Origin of the sequence: Brevibacillus sp. BD137, from assembly GCF_041644655.1 — a bacterium.
GTDB lineage: Bacteria > Bacillota > Bacilli > Brevibacillales > Brevibacillaceae > Brevibacillus > Brevibacillus brevis_D.
In genome coordinates this window covers 100698-122042 of the sequence record NZ_JAOTNO010000008.1, presented here as the reverse complement: position 1 = coordinate 122042, position 21345 = coordinate 100698, and the positions used below count along the sequence as shown (strand labels likewise).

At 46.4% G+C, this 21345-nt stretch carries 24 protein-coding genes; 21 read left to right on the top strand and 3 right to left on the bottom strand.

Annotated features, from left to right (window positions below; genetic code table 11):
- Positions 1-18: 18 nt before the first annotated feature.
- The 12 genes from ODZ53_RS18395 (at position 19) to ODZ53_RS18340 (ending at position 8777) form a co-directional block, all read left to right on the top strand.
- Positions 19-486: a DUF6985 domain-containing protein gene (locus tag ODZ53_RS18395; protein ID WP_372678960.1), complete on the top strand. Its 468-nt coding sequence runs from the start codon at positions 19-21 to the stop codon at positions 484-486.
- Between the two features lie 270 nt (positions 487-756).
- Complete coding sequence (locus tag ODZ53_RS18390) at positions 757-1452, top strand: hypothetical protein (RefSeq protein ID WP_372678958.1); 696 nt, start codon at positions 757-759, stop codon at positions 1450-1452.
- Between the two features lie 187 nt (positions 1453-1639).
- Entirely contained in the window at positions 1640-1879 is a 240-nt protein-coding gene (locus ODZ53_RS18385) for a DUF7660 family protein (RefSeq protein ID WP_015892686.1), read from the top strand.
- Between the two features lie 229 nt (positions 1880-2108).
- Entirely contained in the window at positions 2109-3578 is a 1470-nt protein-coding gene (locus ODZ53_RS18380) for a contractile injection system protein, VgrG/Pvc8 family (RefSeq protein WP_372678956.1), read from the top strand.
- Between the two features lie 17 nt (positions 3579-3595).
- Positions 3596-4699, top strand: coding sequence for a pentapeptide repeat-containing protein (locus tag ODZ53_RS18375; protein ID WP_372678954.1), 1104 nt, complete (start codon positions 3596-3598; stop codon positions 4697-4699).
- 15 nt (positions 4700-4714) lie between these two features.
- The gene (locus tag ODZ53_RS18370; protein WP_372678952.1) at positions 4715-5236 is read left to right on the top strand and encodes an imm11 family protein; all 522 of its coding nucleotides are present in this window, start codon (positions 4715-4717) and stop codon (positions 5234-5236) included.
- Complete coding sequence (locus ODZ53_RS18365; protein ID WP_372678950.1) at positions 5233-5862, top strand: hypothetical protein; 630 nt, start codon at positions 5233-5235, stop codon at positions 5860-5862. Before ODZ53_RS18370 ends, ODZ53_RS18365 begins: the two co-directional genes overlap by 4 nt.
- A 26-nt stretch (positions 5863-5888) precedes the next feature.
- Positions 5889-6170 (top strand): hypothetical protein, encoded by a 282-nt coding sequence (locus ODZ53_RS18360; protein WP_372678948.1) that lies wholly within the window; start codon positions 5889-5891, stop codon positions 6168-6170.
- A gap of 39 nt (positions 6171-6209) precedes the next feature.
- Positions 6210-6485, top strand: coding sequence for a hypothetical protein (locus ODZ53_RS18355; protein ID WP_041749578.1), 276 nt, complete (start codon positions 6210-6212; stop codon positions 6483-6485).
- A 178-nt stretch (positions 6486-6663) separates the two neighbouring features.
- Complete coding sequence (locus tag ODZ53_RS18350) at positions 6664-6969, top strand: hypothetical protein (RefSeq protein WP_372678945.1); 306 nt, start codon at positions 6664-6666, stop codon at positions 6967-6969.
- 124 nt (positions 6970-7093) lie between these two features.
- Entirely contained in the window at positions 7094-7996 is a 903-nt protein-coding gene (locus ODZ53_RS18345; RefSeq protein ID WP_372678943.1) for an alpha/beta fold hydrolase, read from the top strand.
- 142 nt (positions 7997-8138) lie between these two features.
- Positions 8139-8777 carry an immunity protein Imm33 domain-containing protein gene (locus tag ODZ53_RS18340; RefSeq protein WP_372678941.1) on the top strand — a complete coding sequence of 213 codons (639 nt, stop codon included), beginning with the start codon at positions 8139-8141 and terminating at the stop codon, positions 8775-8777.
- Here ODZ53_RS18340 and nfi read toward each other — a convergent pair.
- Positions 8774-9460, bottom strand: a complete 687-nt coding sequence (gene nfi, locus ODZ53_RS18335) for a deoxyribonuclease V (protein ID WP_372678939.1) — start codon at positions 9458-9460, stop codon at positions 8774-8776. The genes ODZ53_RS18340 and nfi overlap by 4 nt on opposite strands.
- Positions 9461-9627: 167 nt before the next feature.
- Here nfi and rbsK point away from each other — a divergent pair, with 167 nt between their 5' ends.
- From rbsK to ODZ53_RS18310, 5 genes are all read left to right on the top strand, one after another.
- A complete protein-coding gene (rbsK, locus tag ODZ53_RS18330; RefSeq protein WP_372678937.1) occupies positions 9628-10530 on the top strand; it encodes a ribokinase in 903 nt (300 codons plus the stop codon).
- A gap of 9 nt (positions 10531-10539) precedes the next feature.
- Entirely contained in the window at positions 10540-10902 is a 363-nt protein-coding gene (locus ODZ53_RS18325; protein WP_372678935.1) for a cupin domain-containing protein, read from the top strand.
- Between the two features lie 152 nt (positions 10903-11054).
- Complete coding sequence (locus ODZ53_RS18320; protein WP_372678933.1) at positions 11055-11651, top strand: TetR/AcrR family transcriptional regulator; 597 nt, start codon at positions 11055-11057, stop codon at positions 11649-11651.
- A gap of 64 nt (positions 11652-11715) precedes the next feature.
- A complete protein-coding gene (locus tag ODZ53_RS18315) occupies positions 11716-12855 on the top strand; it encodes an MFS transporter (protein ID WP_372678931.1) in 1140 nt (379 codons plus the stop codon).
- Between the two features lie 118 nt (positions 12856-12973).
- Positions 12974-15112, top strand: coding sequence for an ATP-dependent Clp protease ATP-binding subunit (locus tag ODZ53_RS18310; RefSeq protein WP_372678929.1), 2139 nt, complete (start codon positions 12974-12976; stop codon positions 15110-15112).
- 54 nt (positions 15113-15166) lie between these two features.
- On the opposite strand, the gene ODZ53_RS18305 is transcribed toward ODZ53_RS18310, so the two are convergent.
- Together ODZ53_RS18305 and ODZ53_RS18300 are read right to left on the bottom strand one after the other, a co-directional pair.
- A complete protein-coding gene (locus ODZ53_RS18305; RefSeq protein ID WP_142498581.1) occupies positions 15167-15790 on the bottom strand; it encodes a YqaA family protein in 624 nt (207 codons plus the stop codon).
- 318 nt (positions 15791-16108) lie between these two features.
- On the bottom strand, positions 16109-17458 hold the full coding sequence (locus tag ODZ53_RS18300; RefSeq protein WP_372678927.1) for an aminotransferase-like domain-containing protein: 1350 nt from the start codon (positions 17456-17458) through the stop codon (positions 16109-16111).
- 136 nt (positions 17459-17594) lie between these two features.
- Here ODZ53_RS18300 and ODZ53_RS18295 point away from each other — a divergent pair, with 136 nt between their 5' ends.
- The 4 genes from ODZ53_RS18295 (at position 17595) to ODZ53_RS18280 (ending at position 21328) form a co-directional block, all read left to right on the top strand.
- Positions 17595-18545 carry a DMT family transporter gene (locus ODZ53_RS18295; protein WP_372678925.1) on the top strand — a complete coding sequence of 317 codons (951 nt, stop codon included), beginning with the start codon at positions 17595-17597 and terminating at the stop codon, positions 18543-18545.
- A gap of 154 nt (positions 18546-18699) precedes the next feature.
- Positions 18700-19686 carry an ABC transporter ATP-binding protein gene (locus ODZ53_RS18290; RefSeq protein ID WP_016743157.1) on the top strand — a complete coding sequence of 329 codons (987 nt, stop codon included), beginning with the start codon at positions 18700-18702 and terminating at the stop codon, positions 19684-19686.
- A 44-nt stretch (positions 19687-19730) separates the two neighbouring features.
- Positions 19731-20534, top strand: a complete 804-nt coding sequence (locus ODZ53_RS18285) for an ABC transporter permease (protein ID WP_372679142.1) — start codon at positions 19731-19733, stop codon at positions 20532-20534.
- Positions 20531-21328: an ABC transporter permease gene (locus ODZ53_RS18280; RefSeq protein ID WP_015892666.1), complete on the top strand. Its 798-nt coding sequence runs from the start codon at positions 20531-20533 to the stop codon at positions 21326-21328. Before ODZ53_RS18285 ends, ODZ53_RS18280 begins: the two co-directional genes overlap by 4 nt.
- Positions 21329-21345 lie beyond the last annotated feature (17 nt).

The window sequence follows — 21345 nt, the reverse complement described above, 5'->3', positions numbered from 1 at the left end:
AAGGAAGGAGACTGTGTCATGATCATAAATGATCCGGTTTTTGGTGAACTTTCATACTTTCTTGTTTGGTCAGGGCACATGACCATTCATTTTTGCGGGAAAGAAACCGAGATAGCACTCACTGTGAAGGGTGAGGAAGACGGTAAATTTGATGAAGAACAATACGTGGCTTATCAATCACTCATGCAAAATTGGGAGCACATACAACAGAGTGTTTTGCAAGCGATACTAGACTACTACAAGCAAAAGCGGCATGAGCTCGGGTACGATATTGGATACCATGAAGATTATCCCCTAATTGAAACGCAAGACCAACTACTTGAAAGGATCGTTTTACTTGAAATTGTTGTTCCCTATGGAGATATTTTTGAAGGGCAAGATATCGGATTACTCTTCGATTGCACCTGGGAAGAAGAAAATGGTCTAGGACTTCGCCTTCTAAATGAAGAAGTAACGGAAGTTGGCTACCAGGATGTTGCCATTTAACCTTTTGTATGAAAAGTGGAATCATGATAGAACGAGAATGTTGTGCTCTAAATGATAGTAGGAATTTTGCAAGTGAAACTAGATTACACTAAGAACGGTTATATCGAATAGTAACAATCCAGACCCGCCTAGGCCCTCCCTGGGCTTTTTGCGTTTTCCCCAAATCCCACACTTTCCCCTTACTTTTCACGAGGTTATCCCGAACATTCCCGGCGCTCGTACGGTACGATTTGTTTGCAAGAAACAATAGGAGACAGGGAGTGTTCACACATGAAAAAAATGCTTTCCGTATCTGTAATCGCAGCGTGCTTGTTGGCAACGAGTGCGGTAGGAGCTTTTGCGGCGGAGAAAGAAGGAAAAGGAACAGGGTGGAGCAGTCTGCCTGAAGTTCAAGCGCTAAAAGCATTGCATGTAGAGCAAAAAGCTTTGCAAGATAAACTGAAAGCTCAAACCCAGACCAACAAACAAGCATGGGACATTCTTTGGGGCGATGTGACGCCAGAAGTACGTGAAACCGTGAAAAGCACGCTGGCAGAGACAAAGCCACTCCGCGAAGAGAACAAGGCACTGTCTGCTGAACTGAAAGAAGCGAAGAAAGCTAAGGATAAAGAAAAGGTAGCGAGCATTAAAACTGAAATCGCCGCAAACCACACCGCCATTGAAGAAAAACTGGCGCAAATCCAAACAGAATTGACTCAGGTAAAAGAGAAAAAAGCGTCCTTCAAAGAGATGAACCAACAATTGAAGCCAATCCGCACAGAAAAGAAAGCGAACAAAGAGCAAGCAAAAGAACTGAAAACAAAAGAGAAGAGCACAGTGAAAGAAGCAAAAGAAGTATTCAAGGCTGGTGACAAGGAGCAAGCAGCTACATCCTTGCAAGAGGCCGCTGATCTGTTGAAAGAACTGACCCAGGTACAGAGCGAGATTTTGGAGCAGAAGCAAGCAATTTCCGAGATTATTCAATAAGGAACGTCTACGAAAATAATGACAGCCCGAATCCTGTTATTGACTAGTCAGATGTTCCCCCTCACATAAGAGACAGGAAGCCCGTTGCACGCCAGCGGGCTTTTTGTCATTCCCCCGATTCGTCAAACTCCTTTGAAGCATCTATACTAAAATGGAAAATAAATACATAGGGGAGGATGAGTTTCGCATGGATATTCTAGAGAGAGCGGGTACGGTTGAGAGTAGAGAGGATATGGTTCAATTCATTTCTCATTTGATTAAGGATTATCAGCAAAATAAAAAAGAGTGGGCGAATATGTCTCTGGAAGAGTTTCTAAGTGGGATGGAATCATGGATTGAAGATTGTGATAATATGTTAGCTGATCTTGAAGGGGTAGACTGGAATTTGTTTGCTACCATTTTAATTGCAGGAAGCCGTTATGAGTAAATAGGAACGGAATTCTAGGGTCTTCGACGATTTTAAGGGGTATGAAAGGTACAAAGCCCCTCTCCTTGCCTCGAAAACATATCATTCAGGACTAACGACCCATTCAAAAAATCCCAAATAATACCGATTGTAAGATTGTGTGTAAAATAATGGTCTTATTTGGAAGGGTGAATCCATTTCCCTAGGAGCATCGGAGGGAAGGGGGTTCGTCTGGCAGGGAGGGGATACCATGAGCAATCGAACACTCACTTATGGAGATATACAAGTTTCGCCCTACGAATTTACTCATTTGCAAACGATGAAAGTCGTGAAAAAGATGAACGAGCATGCGCGACTGACGCTCACAGGGATTATTTCTGAAGAGCGAAAAGATAGCTACGTGAACCAGACAAATGCCCAAACACTGATTAGCGTGGCACTGGGGGATGAATCGGGCAAGCCGAAAACATGGTTCCAGGGCATCGTTTTGCGGGTCCATGTCAAAGCGGTTCGCGGTATTTATTACTTGTCGCTGGAGGCAATTTCTCATACGTATTTGTTGGATGTCAAAACGAGAAAGCGTTCGTTTCAAAACCCGGCGATGACTTATGCGGGGCTCGTGAAAACGGTGCTGTCCGGGTACGGCAAAGCTGATTTTATTGACTCAGTTACGAACGGCAAGGCGTTGAATACATTTGTGATGCAATATGAAGAAACAGATTGGCAGTTTCTGAAGAGGATGGCATCGCGTTTTTATACAGGTTTGATCCCGACAACGGCTTTTGACATTCCCAAGTTTTATTTCGGTTTGCCAAAAGGTCAAGATAAAGGAAAGCTTGCGGTTAGTCATTATACGGTGCACAAGCGTGTCGGGGATTACCAGAGTGATGCGGAGAACAAGGTTCCGGGAATCGATGACCAGGACTATACCGTTTATGAAGTGCAGAGTGAACGAGTGCTGGAGGTCGGCAATGAGGTGAACTTCAAGTCCAGACCACTTGTCGTCGGAGAAGCGGTCACGGAGGTGAAGGAAGGCATTGTCACGCACACATACAAGCTTTATCCACGGCTAGGTCTGGCGCGTAAAAAGCAGTATAACCATGCCATCATCGGGGCATCCATCCAGGGCCGGGTGTTGCAAGTCCAGAAGGATAATGTGAGGGCCAAGCTGGACATGGATGATCAGCAGGATCAGAGCACGGCATATTGGTTCCCTTACTCCACCATTTACGCCTCCGAGGATCAAACCGGATGGTATGTCATGCCAGAGCTGAACGACCAGATTCGGATTTATTTCCCGAGCAAAAAAGAAGAGGACGGTATCGCGATTAGCTCTGTTCTCAAGGAAATCCCAGACGACGACAAGCCAGCTCCCAAAAAGAAAGCCACACCGAAAAGCAATGCAGGTGGAGGTGGCGGGGGAGACCGGATGAAGGACCCTGCTGTAAAGACGTTTCGTACCAAATATGGTAAGGAAATCGTGCTGGCTCCTGACAAAATTGTGATCACGACAGGAGATATGTCGATCACGATCAGTGATACGAGTGGAATCGATATCAAGAGTAGCCAGAACGTGAATATAACAGCGGATAAGGACATGAAGCTATCAGCCTCTTCTCTTCATATTAGTGCGGATAAAATCGAGCTGAGTGGAAAAGGAAATACGATCAAACTCGAAGACAAGATCGAGCTGAAAGGTTCGGAAATCAAGATGAACTAGAGGGGGCACTTACATCGATGAAGAAAGAGGAAGCGCTCCAGCATCTGCACGATAACACCTTTCTGCCAGCATTGGCTGAAAGCGTAGCGGCACTCGAGCGTTATTTCCAGCAAAACAAGGATCAGCTCGTCCGGGAGTTCGTGGAGTCTTTTCGTCAAATGCTTCAGCATATTGATTTCATGCAGAGCAACCAGGAGCTACCCCCTGTCGGTTTTATTCACTTCTCATTGCTTCGGACAACCGTATTGGATGGCACGCACACATTTTTGATAGAGGCTTATACGGAGCAATGGTACTGGGAGCCAGTGGAATGCTATGCACGGTACGATGCAGCATGGGCACTGCAAGAGGCTTCGAAGCTCATTTCGCTACTGGACGAACGCCGAAAAATGTACATGGGGATCATACAAGCTACTGATGTAGAGTTTATGGTGCTAAAGGAAATGGAGCTTTTCGGTCAGTTTGTCACAGCGCTTGCCCGAGTGGCGATTCCGGAGGCCATTCAGTTGCCTGAGTACCAACAGATCAGGAAAGCGGATCGTCTGTACATACGAGTGGGAGAATTCAAAGACATCAGCGAAGTGGTGTACATAGAAGAGCGAATCAATCGGGAGGAGAAGGAGAGCAGAAGCCTGCTTGGGCAACCGAAAGGAACGTTTTGTACCCATGAAACATTCGCCCATATGGATTTGCCAAGAAGCAATGTAGACGCATTAGATTTGCGCTATTGCGATTTTAGTGGCAGTAATTTTGCAGACAGTCAGTTCCGTGCGTGTATCCTATTCGGAACAAGGTGGGTCAGTAGCAAGCTTCCACGCACTGATTTCAGCCATTCGCTTCTTTGTGATGCCGATTTTCGTCATGCTGACTTGAGCGGAGCCATCTTCTCATATGCCGAGGGACAAGGCGTCAGTGCGGACGAGCTGCATCGTGTACCGGGCTTACTCGGTGTCCAATTTGCATATGCTGATTTGCAAGGAGCGGATTTTCGCCATTCTCGTCTGTATCATGCGAATTTTCATGGAGCGAATATGCGGAATGCCGTTTTTTTGGAGAAGGATCGTGAGCGCTTTGCATTGACCGAAGCACAGATGCAGCAGATTGAGTGGAGAACGGAATAAAGGAGGCGGGATGACATGCGCGATTATTATTTGCTAGCAGATGACGGTCGAATGGCTCAAAAGATCGTGCCATCGGGGCTGGGGCTGCAAAAGGAAAACACATTTGATCAACTCCCGCCGATATCCGTTCTTGAGGTCAACACGGATGGGGCCCAAGCCTACACAGATTGGTTGGAAAAGCCACTGCCGATGATTTCGGAGCGGATGAAAACCATTACTGCCAAATACAATCCGAGCATACAATGGAAGCGCGTCGATTTGATTGACAGCGAAACCAATCTGCGTAACGTTTACTGGGCCATGCAGGTACCTGCTGTAGATTGCCTTTCTATGGAGACTGCGTTTCATTTGAATGGAACGGTAAAAAGACTTGTATTAGATACCGATAAGATAAAGGCACATCATTTCTTTAAAGTTCAAGGGATCTTGGAGCCGTATATCGTGGTGAGTCTGGATGCTGCGGAAAGCTTCCTTCGCAGAAGCTTGAACGGATTTGTTTTACAAAAAGTAGAGCAGGCACTGCGGAGGGAGCTATGACGATCTACTGGGATGAAAAGATTTTGGATGTATGGAACAGCATCCAGACACGGCGTCAACTTGCTGAAATGGAAGAACAACGGGTGCAATTGACGCTTGAGGAGTGTCTGGATGGCGTGCGAAAAGGCTACCTGGAGTACGAAGGGCATAGGTTCGAATTCGCGGAGAATCTCCTCTTTGACGGGCAGCTTGGCATTCAGCTGCCCCGTTCGATGCAACTCATGCCGAGGGGACGCGGGTCAAATAGCGGAGGGAATTCTCAGCACGAGCAGATTTCCTATAAAGAGGAAGAGAGCGCGGTCATGCTCGGCATGAATCATATGGCACATCAGTTGCCGATGAGCGGCGTAGAACCGTTTGTGCAGGCGATGACAGCGCAAGTCAAAAAGGCGCAGGCAGGCTTGCAGGTCGTACATCATGAGCTTATCGAGCTGGATGGATGCAGGATTGCCTGCAGCGAATTCATCATCCCGGTCGAGGACAAAACTTACTACCAAATCTTGTTCGCGACATCACTAAACGGGCGGGCACTACTCGGGAGTTTTCATTTTGAGTCTGAGGAAGTGCTCGTGTGGCAACCTTTGGCCCATTCGTTGATTCGCACGCTGCGGGTAGAGAACATTTGATCAAGACAGAACAAGGAGGTTTCCAATTGGAACAGCAGCAATATCAACAGCAATGGCAAGTGAGCGTGCCTGAAAATGAGCGGGTCATGTCGGTCAAAGAGTGGTTGATTACTTTTTTAATTATGATGGTGCCCGTGGTCAATCTTGTGATGTATTTTGTTTGGGCATTTGGCAGTGAAGGCAATCTAAATAGAAAGAACTGGGCAAAAGCGAACTTGCTGATTATGGGCGTTTGCATCGGGTTGTACTTATGCGTATTCTTTTTTGTTCTGATCTTGGCATTCATTGGAGCATCGGTTGAACAATAGCGAGAACGGTGGATTGGCAAAAAACGTGGAGGGTATAGAATGGATCACCAAGCGTATGTGGAAGGAAGCGTAGCGGAAAACGAAAAAGTCATGACAATGAAAGATTGGATAGTCGTCTCGTTGTTCATGATGATTCCGATCGCGAATATTGTTTTGTTGTTTGTCTGGGCTTTTGGTTCAGATGGAAATCTGAATCGTAAAAATTGGGCAAAAGCCGGTTTGTTGTTAATGGCCATTCTTATGGGTTTATACTTCGTCTTTGGTACAATAACCGCAATTATCACGTTTATTTTAATCGGCATGGAAGGGCAATAAGGGACGATGCTAAGACATCGTCTTCTTTTTGCAACGATTTTGAAGGCTTGTACTATCTAGGGATCTGCTTCCTAATCTGGTATTCTGTTTATCAAAAAGTATCGGAAACATCTATTGTCCAGTCGAAGCATATTGAGACGCCAACGGAGACGCGTTTATACAGGTAGAAATTGATTATATGCAACGCAAGGTTAATCAACAGCAGGCGTTAGAACAATTTCATATGTACTTTTCCGCTTATAAAGAAACTACGGAAGAGCTCGTGTCTGTTAAAATTCCAAAAGGAGACCCTGCTTATCTTACCAATCAAGCACTTCTAACTCTAACGGAAGAGTATTATAATGGCATGGTTAGCAAAATGGATTTAACTGAACAAGGCATCAATCGTAACAATCCAAGGACTTATCTAATGAGAGATAGCGAACGCCTGAATACTTTCGAAAATCATTTGAGAGATTTAAAGGATTTGAATGAGGGTAGATGATTGCATCATCGCTTTTTATGAATGAATCACTTGAAGCTCCTACAAGGCATATTCCGACTCGAGCACCGAGAAGGAATATGCCTTTTTTTACGCAGACCGTTATTGTGCAACGTGAGAACACAGTATGCAGGGACTGGAAGGTGTGCTGTCTGCCGCTGCTCCTTATACTCCCAGCATGAATCTTTCTTCCAAAATAGAAACTCTCATTTGTTCATCACGTATTACTACAGAGAAATCCAGCCCTGACCAAGTGAGGTGTTGTACATTGGCAATAGAGGTATCGAAAGTGAGTACTTCAAGAGGGAAGCTCCAATATCATTGGAGTGGGCACGGCAAACCCAATATCGTTCTCATTAACGGTGGTTCGGGACCCATAGAAGGATGGATGAAGATACTACCCGATCTTTCAGAGATGTCATCTGTCTTTTCCTATAATCGATTGGGTGTTTCGGGTAGTGATAAGCCGCAAGCCCCACAAGATGGAATCACGATTGTAGAAACGTTACGGGAGGCTTTAGCGTTAATAGGAGTTGAACCCCCATTTTTGCTAGTCGGACATTCATTAGGGGGATTATATGCCAATTTATATGCTAGGCGTTACCCCAGCGAAGTAGCTGGCGTCGTCTTTTTAGAAGCTAGCCATCCGAAAGATATCGGCCTTGAAAAATATCAAGGTAAAGTGGTCAAAACCATTAACAAAATACTCTCCATGTTTGATTCCTTGTCTCCCTATAAACCTTTCAATGAAGTTCATTTTGTCAAAAAAACAGTGGAACAAATCCAAGCAATTCATTTTTTTCCCGACATCCCTGTTTATGTGATAACAGGTGGAAAAGAAAATCGTATGATGCCAGAAGAAGTACGCAAAAAACGAATCGAGCATCAGTTGGAACTGCTTTCGTTATCAAGCAACAGCAAACATATCCTCGCTGAAAAAAGTGGACATTTCCCTCAATTTACCGAGCCAAGAGTGGTCATAGATACGATCAAAGACTGTGCAGAACAAATACAACAAAAAACGTTCTAGCCCACCTGCCAAGCCGAGCTTTGCTACTCCTTCGTCAGTCAGTTATTGCAGATCCTTTGTAGCAAATGTGTAACGGAGCTTTTCCCCTATTCATGTTATCCTGAAGATAGTTGCAATCGATCACGCAGAAAGGAAGAGGTCCATGTCAGCTGAGAAAGAGAACCGACTCTGCCAACGCTCCAAACAGATTCATAACCGCACGTTTGTCGTGACCTGCCGAGAGTTTTTGGTGAAGCAAGCAGACTTTCTATTGGACGTATTCTCTGATGTAGAAGACGAGATGGGTCCTATCAAGAACGGTGCGAAAATTCAGGTAGGCTGGACCATTCTACTGGTTTTCGAACGGGATGGGTGTATGGAGATCGAGGCACCCGACTACGATGCGAATCCTTTTTCCGAAACAACTTCTGACCTGTCTGTGTCTTTGGTCGTGCAAATGGCGCAAAACAACTGCTTGCAAACCGTGCGAGCAGAAGGGGAAGCTGCTTTGTTCCAAGATAAAATGGTGGTGGCAAAAGGTGCATTTGAACAAGAACACGTCTATTTGCAGCGTGCAGAAGATGTTCGAAAAGGAGACTCCGGGTGGTATCTTGGGCCTGTCGAAGGCGAAGTAGACAGTGACCAGCTAGAGTCATACTACGTTTACCAACTGCTAAAGCTACGTCCGTCTCTTTTGCAAGCTATGGCTCTGCCACGAGGCTACATTGTCGTTTTCCAAGGAGATCAGATTGAAGGAGTCTTGGACGAGCACGATGTTAATGTATGGCCGACACTTCATTAGCGGCTCCGATTTAACTCCGCCGATACTTTATTCACGAGCTGATCCGCTTGCCGCGTCGTTTCGGGCAAACGGTATTTGGGTGAGAGCTTGGTGATCCACGTGCATGCAGTTGGCAAAGAGATTCCGTGTCCGATCGAGACGAAGATTGGTTTGATATTCGGTTGTGTGCGCAAGACTCCACCGATGATCTCACCCTGATCGATCAACGGGGAATACGTACCTCTTTCGTGTGCTGGCTCTTCGTATTCACCTAGTAGTCTCGTCTTTCCACAGCCAATAGTAGGAATGTCAAACAGGACGCCCAAATGACTGGCTAGTCCGAATCTTCGCGGGTGAGCGATTCCTTGCCCATCGCAGACGACGAGCTGCGGTGTTGTTTTGAGCTCCTTGAATGCACGTACCAACGGAGGCAGCTCTCGAAAAGAGAACAAGCCGGGAATATACGGGAATTCGACGGTGTCTTGAATGACGACAGATTCGACGACTTGCAGGGAATTGGCGTCGAGGATCACGACACCAGCGACTAACAAATCAGACTTGGCATGATAGGCGACATCTACCCCGGCGATATAGCATACGTCCGTTAGTTGATCTTCTTTTTTTACTTGCTGGGCTAGCTGTCGTTGTAAGTTGATTGCCTCTTGCTCATTTATGTTCCAAGGATGCTGGATAATCGGCTCCATCTGGTTACCTCCGGATGATAGAAGATTTGTTCATTATATCCAATGGATGTGCTATGCTCCAAGTCTTAGGAACAATTCCGAGAAAATACGTTGACTTCTCGGATGAAAAGCACTATTTTGTAACCGACAGAATGATCATGTTCGAGATGGAACGAGGAGGGCCCGTCGTGAAAATCGCAGTAGTAGGAAGCATCAATATGGATCTCGTAACCCATGTACAACATTTGCCCAAAGCAGGAGAAACGATCGCAAGCCATCACTTCGAGCTGATCCCGGGTGGAAAGGGAGCGAATCAGGCAGTAGCAGCGTCTCGCCTGGGTGCGCATGTCTCCATGATTGGAATGGTAGGAGAAGATGAGAACGGCCGGGTCATGCTGGGAGGGTTAACGGATGCCCGCGTTCACATAGAGGGGATCAAATGCTCAGGTACAACAGGCATGGCTTTTATCAATGTAAGTGATGATGGGGAAAACAACATCGTGCTTGTTCCAGGAGCGAATGCGCTCGTCAGCACCGAGCATATTGCTGAAAATCTGTCTATTTTAAAGGACAGTGACGTCGTATTGCTCCAACTGGAAATCCCGATGCCTGTCGTGGAATATACAGTCAAAGAGGCGTCTCGACTCGGCAAGCTGGTCATTTTAAATCCGGCACCTGCACGCGAGCTATCCAGTGAGCTATTAACCCATGTACATACGTTAACCCCGAATGAAACAGAGCTTTCCATTCTCACAGGAATGCCTGTATCCACGATAGACGAAGTGCATGCCGCAGCCAAAAAGCTTTTGTCTGGTGGACCAAAGCGCGTCATCGTGACGTTGGGAGAAAAGGGCGCTCTCTTAATAACCGCTGATGAAGCGACCCATATCCCGGCGTTCCGCGTAGAGCCAGTGGATACAACTGCGGCAGGCGATTCCTTTACAGCAGCTTTTGCGGTTGGGATCACACAAGGAATGACAGAAACCGAAGCGGCCACTTTCGCTAGCAAAGTAGCAGCGATTGTCGTTACTAGGAACGGTGCTCAACCATCCCTGCCTACTTTCGATGAAGTACAAGCATATTCTTTTTAAGGGGGGAAAATGATGGAGAAGGTCAATGTAGCTGAAAAGTTTACGTTATTCCATGAGTATTGGAATCCCAAAATTGCAGGCGAAATCAATGACTCCTATGTAAAGCTGGCGAAGTTGAAAGGAGAGTTTGTCTGGCATCAGCATGAAAATGAGGATGAGATGTTTTTGGTAGTGAAAGGGAAACTGCTTATTAAGTTTCGCGATAAAGATGTTTGGTTAAACGAAGGGGAATTTCTCATTGTTCCAAAAGGTGTAGAGCATATGCCAGTTGCAGAGGAAGAGGTTCAAGTATTATTGCTTGAACCAAAGACGACGCTGAATACTGGAGATCAAGTAAACGAAAAAACAGTAACAGATTTAGAGACGATATAATCAATGATCGAGCCTATTTTGAAAGATGATTTTCAAAATGGGCTTTTTCTATAGGTATGGTTTTGTACAGTTGCAACCATTTTATTTGTTGACCAAACGGTACATAATGTATAAGATTTTCCATAACAGTTGGAAACGAAAGGAGGATTCCGGTGAGCAAACGCGGCAGACCACGTGATTTTGATTACACATCCATCGTAGATGTGGCCATGAAAACATTTTGGTCAAAAGGCTACAATGGTTGCTCTACGCATGATTTATGCAGTGATACTGGACTAGGGAAAGGCAGCTTGTACAATACGTTTGGCAGCAAACAGGACCTGTATCTTGCAGTGGTGGAACACTATCACGATACCGGGATTCGTGAACAGCGGGCATTATTGGAAGGTCCGGATTCTGTGAAAAAACGGTTGCAAAATTTTTTAGCGTGGGCATTCGTGGAAGACTTTGAATCAACGAATCCAAAGGGATGTTTGCTGATCAATGCGGGATTGGAACGGGCAAAAGACGATCCCAAGATTGAAGAAATCGTCTCCAGGCATGTTGAACTTCTGAAGGATACCATGGAAAAAGTGATGGAGGAAGGCTTGCGAACGGGTGAAATCTCTCAAAAACGATCTGCGGTGGATTTGGCAAGCCTATTTTTAAGCAGTTACTACGGTTTTCGTGTATTGAATACATCCACACAGAATCGGACATTGGCTGAACAAATTATGAAGGGGACCATGGAATCTATCTTCGGCGCGTAATGCGCTCTTTTTTTGAGTTATTTTTGTACCGATTGTTACAATAATAAGTAAGGAGGGCTTCCTCATGCCGTCGATGATTTATTTGTTAGCGGTAGCGATTTTTGCAATGACGACTTCTGAATTTATGGTGGCAGGTATGATGAATGACCTTGCCTATGATTTCGGCGTATCGATCTCATCCATCGGGTATTTCATTACGGCGTATGCGGGTGCAATGGTGATAGGGGGCCCGCTACTAACAGCAACGCTCCTGCACATTCGCCGAAAACAAGCGTTGCTATCATTGATTGCCGTCTTCTTTATTGGTCAAACGTTAGGATCAATGGCTTGGAATTACGAGTCGATGATGCTTGCGCGTATCCTAACGGGTATTGCCTCATCCGCTGCGTTTGGCATCTCTGTCAGTATTTCAGCCGGCTTGGTTCCCCCTCATTCACGGGGAAAGGCCGCTTCGATTGTTTTGGCAGGCTTAATGATTGCTACTGTCGTAGGACTCCCCCTGACAACTGTGATTGCACAATATTTCGGCTGGAGAATGAGCTTTTGGGCTGTTGCTATCGTTGTATTGCTATCAGGGATTTTGATTCAATGGCTGCTCCCTTCCTCCACACAAAAAGATCGGATGAACGCAAAGGATGAGCTTGCCAGTTTTCAAAATCCGCACCTTTGGGCCGCGTATGCAACGAGTATGCTGATCATTGGCGGTACCTTCGCAGCGTTTAGTTATTTTACTCCGATTCTTACGGAAGTAACGGCATTTTCGGATGCGAGCATCCCGTATTTGCTTGCCCTTTACGGTATCGCGACCGTGATCGGAAATATCGTGATTGGCAGACTTGCTGATCGTTTTACCATGCGAATCCTTGTAACGGGATTAAGCATCCTCCTAGGGGCATTGGTTCTGTTTGCGGTAGGTGCCGAAAATAAATGGATCGCGGTGCTGTCCATTGTTCTGATTGGGTTGACGGGTGTAGCGATGAATCCGGCCATGATTGCGCGCGTCATGAATACAGCAGGCAGTGGGACGATGGTAAACACGTTGCATACTTCTTTTATTACATTGGGTGTTGCCATTGGTTCTTTCTTAGGCGGGATCGGGATCAGCAGTGGCTATGGACTTGTTTCACCATTGTGGGTAGGGGCTTGTTTCGCCGTTATCGGGTTACTTTCAATCGTTCCTTACTTGCAAAAGAGCAAAGTGTAAAAAACCATACAATCCCTCTTGAAAGTCAAAAAAGGTCAAACTATAATAAAGTCAACGAAGGTCAGAAAAGGTCAAAGGTCTTCTGAATTCCAAAACAACGCTTTTGGGGGGATTGAATATGCATTGTGAAATCTGTAAACAACGAGAAGCAACTGTGACAGTTCATATACGTGTACAAAATCAGCAACAAAAATACGATCTGTGCCAGGATTGCAAAACAAAGCTGACCAACAAAATGGGAGTGGGTATGGGCTTTAGTCCTTTCTCCTCCTTCTCTGGACTGGATGAGTTCCTGCAAGGCTTTGCTCAAGGCCAGATGAATCCGGGCAAAGCTTCCGGTCAACCGCAGCGACAAGCGCCAGAACGCGGTGGGGGCATCCTCGATGACCTGGGCCGTAATCTAAACGATGCGGCACGTGCCGGACTAATTGACCCTGTGATTGGACGCGAACAAGAAATCGAGCGTGTCATTGAGATTTTGAACCGTCGCAACAAAAACAATCCGGTTCTGATCGGGGAGCCAGGGGTCGGGAAGACGGCGATTGCGGAAGGCCTCGCTCTGCGCATTACGGAAGGGCAAGTACCGACCAAGCTGAAAAACAAGCAGGTGTACATTTTAGATGTCGCCTCTCTAGTTGCAGGAACGGGAATTCGCGGACAGTTCGAGGAAAAAATGAAGCAAGTGATTGCTGAGCTGCAAAAACGCAAAAACGTCATCCTGTTTGTGGATGAGATTCATCTCTTGGTGGGGGCAGGCTCTGCGGAAGGATCTATGGATGCAGGGAACATTCTGAAGCCAGCTCTTGCTCGCGGTGAGTTGCAGCTGATTGGGGCAACTACATTAAAAGAGTATCGCGTGATTGAAAAAGACGCTGCACTGGAGCGCCGCCTGCAGCCAGTCATGGTCAAGGAACCAACCGTAGAACAAGCCATCGAGATTTTGAAAGGTTTGCGCCCGAAATACGAAGCATTCCACCAAGTCGCTTACTCGGATGATGTCATCCGTGCCTCCGTGGAATACTCCCATCGTTACATCCAGGATCGATTCTTGCCCGATAAGGCGATTGATCTCATGGATGAAGTGGGCTCGCGCTTGAACCTGAGATCCTCCGTGGTGGATACGTCAGAGTTGCATGAGCGTCTGGCGCAAATCAATCAGGAGAAAAAGGAAGCGACAGAGCAAGAAGCATACGAACGAGCTGCCCGTCTGCGAGACGAGGAAGCGGGCATTTTAGAGAAGCTGGATCAAATCGAGGGCAAGGAACAACGCGTTAAGGTTGACGTCACAGAAATCCAAGCCTTGATCGAGCAAAAGACGGGGATTCCTGTTACTAAGCTGCAAAGTGATGAGCAGATGAAAATGAAAAACCTGGCAGCTCATTTGGAAGCAAAAGTCATTGGCCAGTCCGAGGCGGTCACACAAGTAGCGAAGGCGATTCGACGCAGTCGTGCAGGTCTGAAACCGAAAAACAGACCGATTGCTTCCTTCCTGTTCGTCGGTCCGACTGGCGTAGGGAAAACAGAGCTGTCCAAAGCGCTGGCAGAAGAGCTGTTTGGTACCCGTGATTCCATGATCCGCCTCGATATGAGCGAGTACATGGAGAAGCACTCGGTATCCAAATTGATCGGTTCTCCTCCTGGCTACGTCGGTCATGAGGAAGCAGGTCAGCTGACAGAGCGCGTACGCCGCAATCCATACAGCATTATCCTGCTGGATGAGATCGAAAAAGCACATCCGGACGTGATGCACATGTTCCTGCAAATTTTGGAGGATGGCCGTCTGACAGATAGTCAGGGCCGTACGGTGAATTTTAAGGAGACGGTCATCATTGCGACGAGCAATGCCGGTGTGATCGAGCGTAAAATCTCCGTTGGCTTTGGAGCACAAGCGCCCGAGCCTGCCACCGTGCTGGATTCTCTGGGAGCGTACTTCAAGCCGGAGTTCCTGAACCGCTTCGACTCGATCATTTCCTTTGCTCATCTGGAAAAACAGGATTTGGTCAAAATCGTCGATCTGCTGCTGCAAGATGTCATGGGCAATCTGTCTGAGCAAGGAATGGAGATCAGCGTGACAGATGCCGCAAAAGAAAAGCTGGCTGAGCTGGGCTACAACCCTGCCTTCGGGGCACGTCCATTGCGCCGCGTGATTCAGCAATATGTTGAGGATGGCATTGCGGATCTGGTGATGGAAGAAGACAATGTGACAGCAATGGTCATTGATGTCGAGGATGATGTAATTCGAGTGAAAAAAGGTTAACAGTTGTAAAAAAAGAAACCCCGATTGGGGTTTCTTTGCTTTTTACGATCTTCTTTATTTATTCATGAGTTTCTCATTGATGCCATTGCTGACGCCAGTACTTTCCATTTTCAGCTGGCGGCGCTTGGCGACAATTTTCTTCACCCATAACCCGACCAAGATGAGCGGCACCACGGTGAGAAAGATATAGAGAGAAACGTTATGGACCATATTTTCCGCCATTTTACCGTAAAAATAGAACAAGAGTCCAACTGCGTAAAATTTGACTGCCCGTCCAATCGCGGCATACCCGATCAATTTCCACAACGGGAATTTCAAGCAACCCGACATGATTGTAAATACTTTAAACGGAATCGGTGTAAACGAACCGATGAAGATCGCGACTTCACCCTTCTTTTGAAACATCTCTGTGGCAGAGTCAATCCATTCCTTCTTGAGGAGTTTGTACAGAACGGATTTGCCTAGTACTTTACCGATAAAATAACCGACGGGAGTCCCTATGAGACAAGCGATGTAGCCTACCGTAGCAATCCACAATGCCTGCGAAGGGTCAACGAGGCTGAGTGGCACTTGAAGAAAGAAGGCAGGAACGGGAAAGATGACTGCGTCTGCAAAAGAATGGATGAACATTCCTAAATAGCCGTATTCCATTAAGAAATCTAAAATGTTCTGAAGCATCTATTTCTCCTTTGTCATTCTATCGTTAACTGCCAGTCATCAACTCAATTAAGTATGTGTATAGATGCGATTCTACTTCAAACTGGCCGACTATGGAACGAATTTTTTTTGATATGGATTCACTAATTATACAATGAAATACCCCAATCCCTGCATCTTGAAACAATTTATACCAGAGAATCTTTCGGGTAAACCATGTTCCTTGTATCTGATAATACGATGTAGATCGTTTTCTGGTTACTGTTCCATTATCGAGATTTTATTGTTGTCCAAAAACGCACCCCCGCCGGATTTTATCTAAGACTTAAGGCGGATAGGTTAACGGTGCATGCGGCGTAGCACATCCATCAACACGTCAATTCCTTGCTCAATCACTGTTTCCTTGGCATAGGACACATTCAGCTTTAACATATTTTCTTGCGGAAAGCCCATCAAGTAATTTTTGTCAGTAGCATCCACAAGGATCGAGCGTTTTTTGAGCTGGCTGATAACAGCAGGGACCGGAATAGAATCGTTCAACACAATATGCGTATGAATCCCTGGATACGCAAGGGGCTGAAAGGTGAACAGATGCTCTTCATTCGCCGCAAACTGGTTCAAGGACGCCATCAGCAGGTTGGATCGTCGGTGATAGGAACTGCGTATCTTTTGCTTGTGTCGCTCGAACATTCCGCTTTTTAGGTAAATTTCCAGCGCAGCTTGAGATAGCATGGAGCTGTCGATATCCATGAGTCGTTTGTGTTGGTTGAAGGAATCCTTTAGCGCGTCAGGTATAACAGCTACACCCAGACGAAGCCCTGGAAAAATAATCTTGGAATAGCTTTTTACATAGATCGTGCGAGAAAAGCGGTCATAGGCAAAGAGGGGATCTGCTTTGCTGTCATGCTCAAGGTCTGCCATGTAATCGTCTTCCACGAGATAGACGTCGTACTGCTGGGCAAGCTCCACAATGCGCTGCTTATCCTTTCGGCTGTATGACGTCCCGAGCGGGCTATGATAGCGAGGCATCGTATAGAAAAACTTGATTTCTCCCGTTCGGAAAATAGACTCTAGCTCTTCTAAATCGATTCCTTGGGCAGTCCGCTTGATCCCCACAACAGGATGCTTGCGTACTTGCAAGCTTTCAATGAAAAGGTGGTAGCTGGGCTGCTCAATCAGAATCGTTTTTTTGCCATTTGGAAAAGGAAGGCTGCATAGCAAGGTTAGAGCTTGTTGGACACCGGAGGTAATGAAAATATTGCCCGAGTCCGTAAAAACCTGATGGTTCCCAAGCAGCTTGGCGACGACGGTAATGAGTGATGGCAAGCCTTGTGTGGTTCCGTATATGAAAAGATCGTTTTTATAGGTTTCAATCGCTTTATTGATGCAGTGTTGAAAGTCGACATAAGGAAAGAGGTCAGGATCGGGAGCAGAGGTCGCAAAATCGATTATCGACGTATCTGCGGGCTGTATCTTCCTTTGCTTTTTCACGACGTAATAGCCGCTTCGGTCGACCGAATAGATGAGATGACGCTTTTCGAGTTCATCCAAGGTGCGGATCACGGTACTTTTGCTGCATTGGTAGCGAGTGGCGAGCTCCCGAATGGAGGGAAGCCGGTCTCCGTCTTGATAGGAGAGGCTTTCAATCAACGTTTCGAGTTCATTTTGAAGCTGCAAATATTTGTGCATTCAAAAAACATTCCCTTACGCCGAATTTGTATCGGTACAGTTACTCCTTTTTTGCATTGTAGCACGATTGATCCCCCATTACTATTAACCTAAGACGGCCGTCTGTAAAAAGTCCCCAGTAGGAGAGATACATACGATGAAAGACCAACAAAAAGCGATTCTTGCAGCATTACTGAACGCGGGGATTACCGGCTTGTCGTTTTTGTTTCTGAAAATGGCACTCGCTGTAACCAATCCGGTTGATACTTTGGCACACCGTTTTACCGTGGCATTTATCATTGCTTCTGTCCCGATCGTGTTTGGGTGGATCAAGCTGTCCATCAAACCAAAAGACATGCTCGCGATTATACCGCTCGCCATGCTGTACCCCATTCTGTTCTTTACCCTTCAGGCTTTTGGACTGGTGTATACCACTTCGTCTGAGGCGGGGATTATTCAAGCAACCGTTCCGATTTTTACCATGGTCATGGCGGCGTTCTTTTTGGGGGAGTCTTCTACGTGGCTGCAAAAGCTGTCCACGCTTTTATCCGTCGGAGGTGTCGTGTACATTTTTGCAATGAAGGGGCTGGGTGTAAGCTCAGGCTCAGGGAGCAGTATCGGTACTATTCTCATCCTGTTATCCGCGTTTTCTTTGGCGGGGTATAGTGTTCTGGCGAGGAAAATGACAAAGTCCTTTCATTATATAGACATGACGTATATGGTGGCGTTACTCGGATTTTTGTTTTTTAACGGCTGGTCAGTCATTCGCCATAGTGCAGAGGGGACTTTATCGACCTATTTTGCTCCTTTCGCGAGTTCGGCATTTATCATCTCGATTGTATTTTTGGGGATTCTGTCCTCGCTCATGACGTCTTTTATGACCAACTTTGCCTTGTCCAAAATGGAGGCATCCAAACTCAGCGTGTTTAACAATCTGTCTACGTTGGTTACGATCGTGGCAGGCGTTATCTTTTTGCAGGAACAGCTGGCATACTACCATCTCATTGGCGCAGTGATGATTATTATCGGGGTGATTGGGACGAATTTCCTAGGGGCAAAATTTAAAAAACAGAAGCACACGCCTCAATCGAAATCTACATCTGTGTGAGAAAAAGAGAAAGGATACGCAACAGAGCGAATGTTTATTCATTGGCTCTGTTTGTTTTTGAGGAGGAATCGTTCGTGAAACTGTTTACAAATCGTATCATACACGATATAGTTACCTAGATTGTGAGTATAATGACATATGGTGAGATGACGGAATGAAAAAAATTATACATCTGGATTCGATTGAAAAGAGATTTGCAGATACTGTCGTCGTCCCCTCTTTTTCTCTCTCCATTGAAGAAGGGGAGTTTTTGACGTTACTCGGCCCCAGTGGCTGTGGGAAAACGACGCTGCTGCGAATGATTGCTGGCTTTGAGCAGCCAACGACCGGGGAAATTTTCCTAGACGAAAAGCCCCTTAGCCATGTGCCGCCGTATCAGCGCGATATGAACATGGTGTTCCAGCAATATGCTTTGTTTCCACACATGACTGTGGAGCAAAACATCCTGTTTGGCTTGAAAATGAAAAAAGTGAACGCAGCTGAACAACAAAAGCGTTTGGAGGAAGTACTTCAGTACGTCCAACTGACAGAATTACGGAAACGTACGCCAAAGCAGCTATCTGGCGGACAACAACAGCGCGTAGCAATCGCACGGGCGATTATCAACAACCCACGCGTTCTGCTTCTGGACGAGCCTTTAGGTGCTTTAGACTACCAATTGCGAAAAAGCTTGCAGCTTGAACTGAAAAACTTGCAGAAAAACCTAGGGATAACGTTCATTTACGTTACCCATGACCAAGAAGAAGCGATGGCGATGTCCGATCGAATCGCGGTCATGAACAAGGGACGAATTGAACAGATTGCTTCTCCAGCAGAGATTTACAACTCCCCGCAAACCTTGTTTGTGGCTACCTTTATTGGGGAAAACAACATTTTCCGGGAAAACGGAACGAATGCAGCGGTACGTCCGGAAAAGATTAAGTTGTACCCGGTTGACTCCGACAAGGACAAGCACAAGAAGCTGGGCACCATTGCTGACGCGGTGTTCCTCGGCAATTTGCGCAAGGTATTTATCCGCCTTGAGGGGCAGGATATGACCGTAATGGCACACCAGTACGCAGGTGACGGTCTGGACTGGCAGGTGGGAGATCAGGTGGCCATTGGCTGGGCACAGACGGACGAGGTGATCCTTCCTTGTTAAACAAGAAGCCGGTAAAACTGCTCGCGCTTCCCGCCCTTTTGTGGATGGGTGCGCTTTTCGTCCTGCCTATGCTTATGATCGCCATACTGTCTTTCCTCAAAAGAGGCACGTACGGGCAAGTTGTCTATGAGTTTACGCTGAACAATTACATCCGTATTTTCGATCCGCTGTATGGTCAAATTTTTTGGGATACGTTGGTCGTAGCGGTTTTAACAACTGTATTTTCGATTTTGTGCGGCTATCCGTTGGCGTATTACATTTCACGGCTGGAAAAATCGACTCAGCAAATATGGCTGTTGCTCGTAATGATTCCGTTTTGGATCAATTTCTTGGTCCGTTCCTATGCGTGGGTAATCATCCTGCGTTCGCAAGGCGTAATCAATACGTTCCTGCAGTCGCTGGGCATTATTTCGGAGCCGCTACCGCTTCTGTACAATTCGGGTTCTGTTCTGCTCGGGATGGTGTACACGCTTATGCCGTTCATGGTACTGCCGATTTATGTGTCACTGGAGCAGATGGATCGCCGCAAGCTGGAAGCAGCGTATGATCTGGGTGCAACACCTTGGAAGGCTTTCTGGCACGTGACTTTGCCAATGACCAAGACAGGTGTCGTCACTGGATCGATCCTCGTATTTGTTTCTTCCATCGGGATGTTCGTCGTTCCGGATGTCATGGGAGGAGCGAAATCGGCTCTGATCGGTAACGTCATTCAAAATCAATTTTTGTCTGCCCGTGACTGGCCGTTTGGTTCTGCCTTGTCCATCGTGCTGATGCTATTGTCCATGCTGTTGATTCTTCTTTATTTCCGCGCTACCAAAGCGAGCGAGACAAAGGAGGAATCAGCATGAAAACATTACGTCGAAACGCACTATCTGGATACTCATGGCTGATGCTGGTCTTTTTGTATCTGCCAATCTTGATCCTTGTCCTTTATTCGTTCAATGATTCACGGATCAACGCGACGTGGACTGGTTTTACGTGGAAGTGGTACGTTTCTTTGTTTGAAAACAGGCAGGTCATGCAAGCGCTGATGAACAGTTTGACGATTGGGGTTATCAGTAGCGTCATTGCAACAGTATTGGGTACGGCTGCTTCTCTGGCGGTCAAGCACTTTTCCCTGCGTTGGAGCAATATCTTCAACGGGTTAATGTACTTACCGATTGTCATCCCGGAGATCATGATGGGGTTGGCTATGCTCGTGCTATTTAGTCAGGTACAGATGGAGCTGGGGAAAGTGACCCTGATCCTGGCGCATGTTACGTTTAGCATGCCCTATGTGATGGTTATTATTTCTGGACGTTTGGCTGATATGGGCAAAGAACTAGAAGAAGCGTCTCAAGATTTGGGAGCAACTCCATGGGAGACATTGCGCTATGTGACGCTGCCCCTGATCATGCCAGGGATCATCGCAGGCTTCCTGATGTCGTTTACCCTGTCGCTGGACGATTTCATTATTTCGTTCTTCGTGGCTGGTCCGAATTCGACTACATTGCCACTCTACATTTATGGGTTGGTAAAACGAGGCGTCTCGCCAGAAGTGAATGCACTCTCAACACTTTTGATCGTGAGTACCGTGCTGTTGGTTGTGGTGGCAGAGATTTTCCGCCGCAAAGACTCGAAAAATAATCAATCCATCTTTTAGAACCATCATGGAGTTTT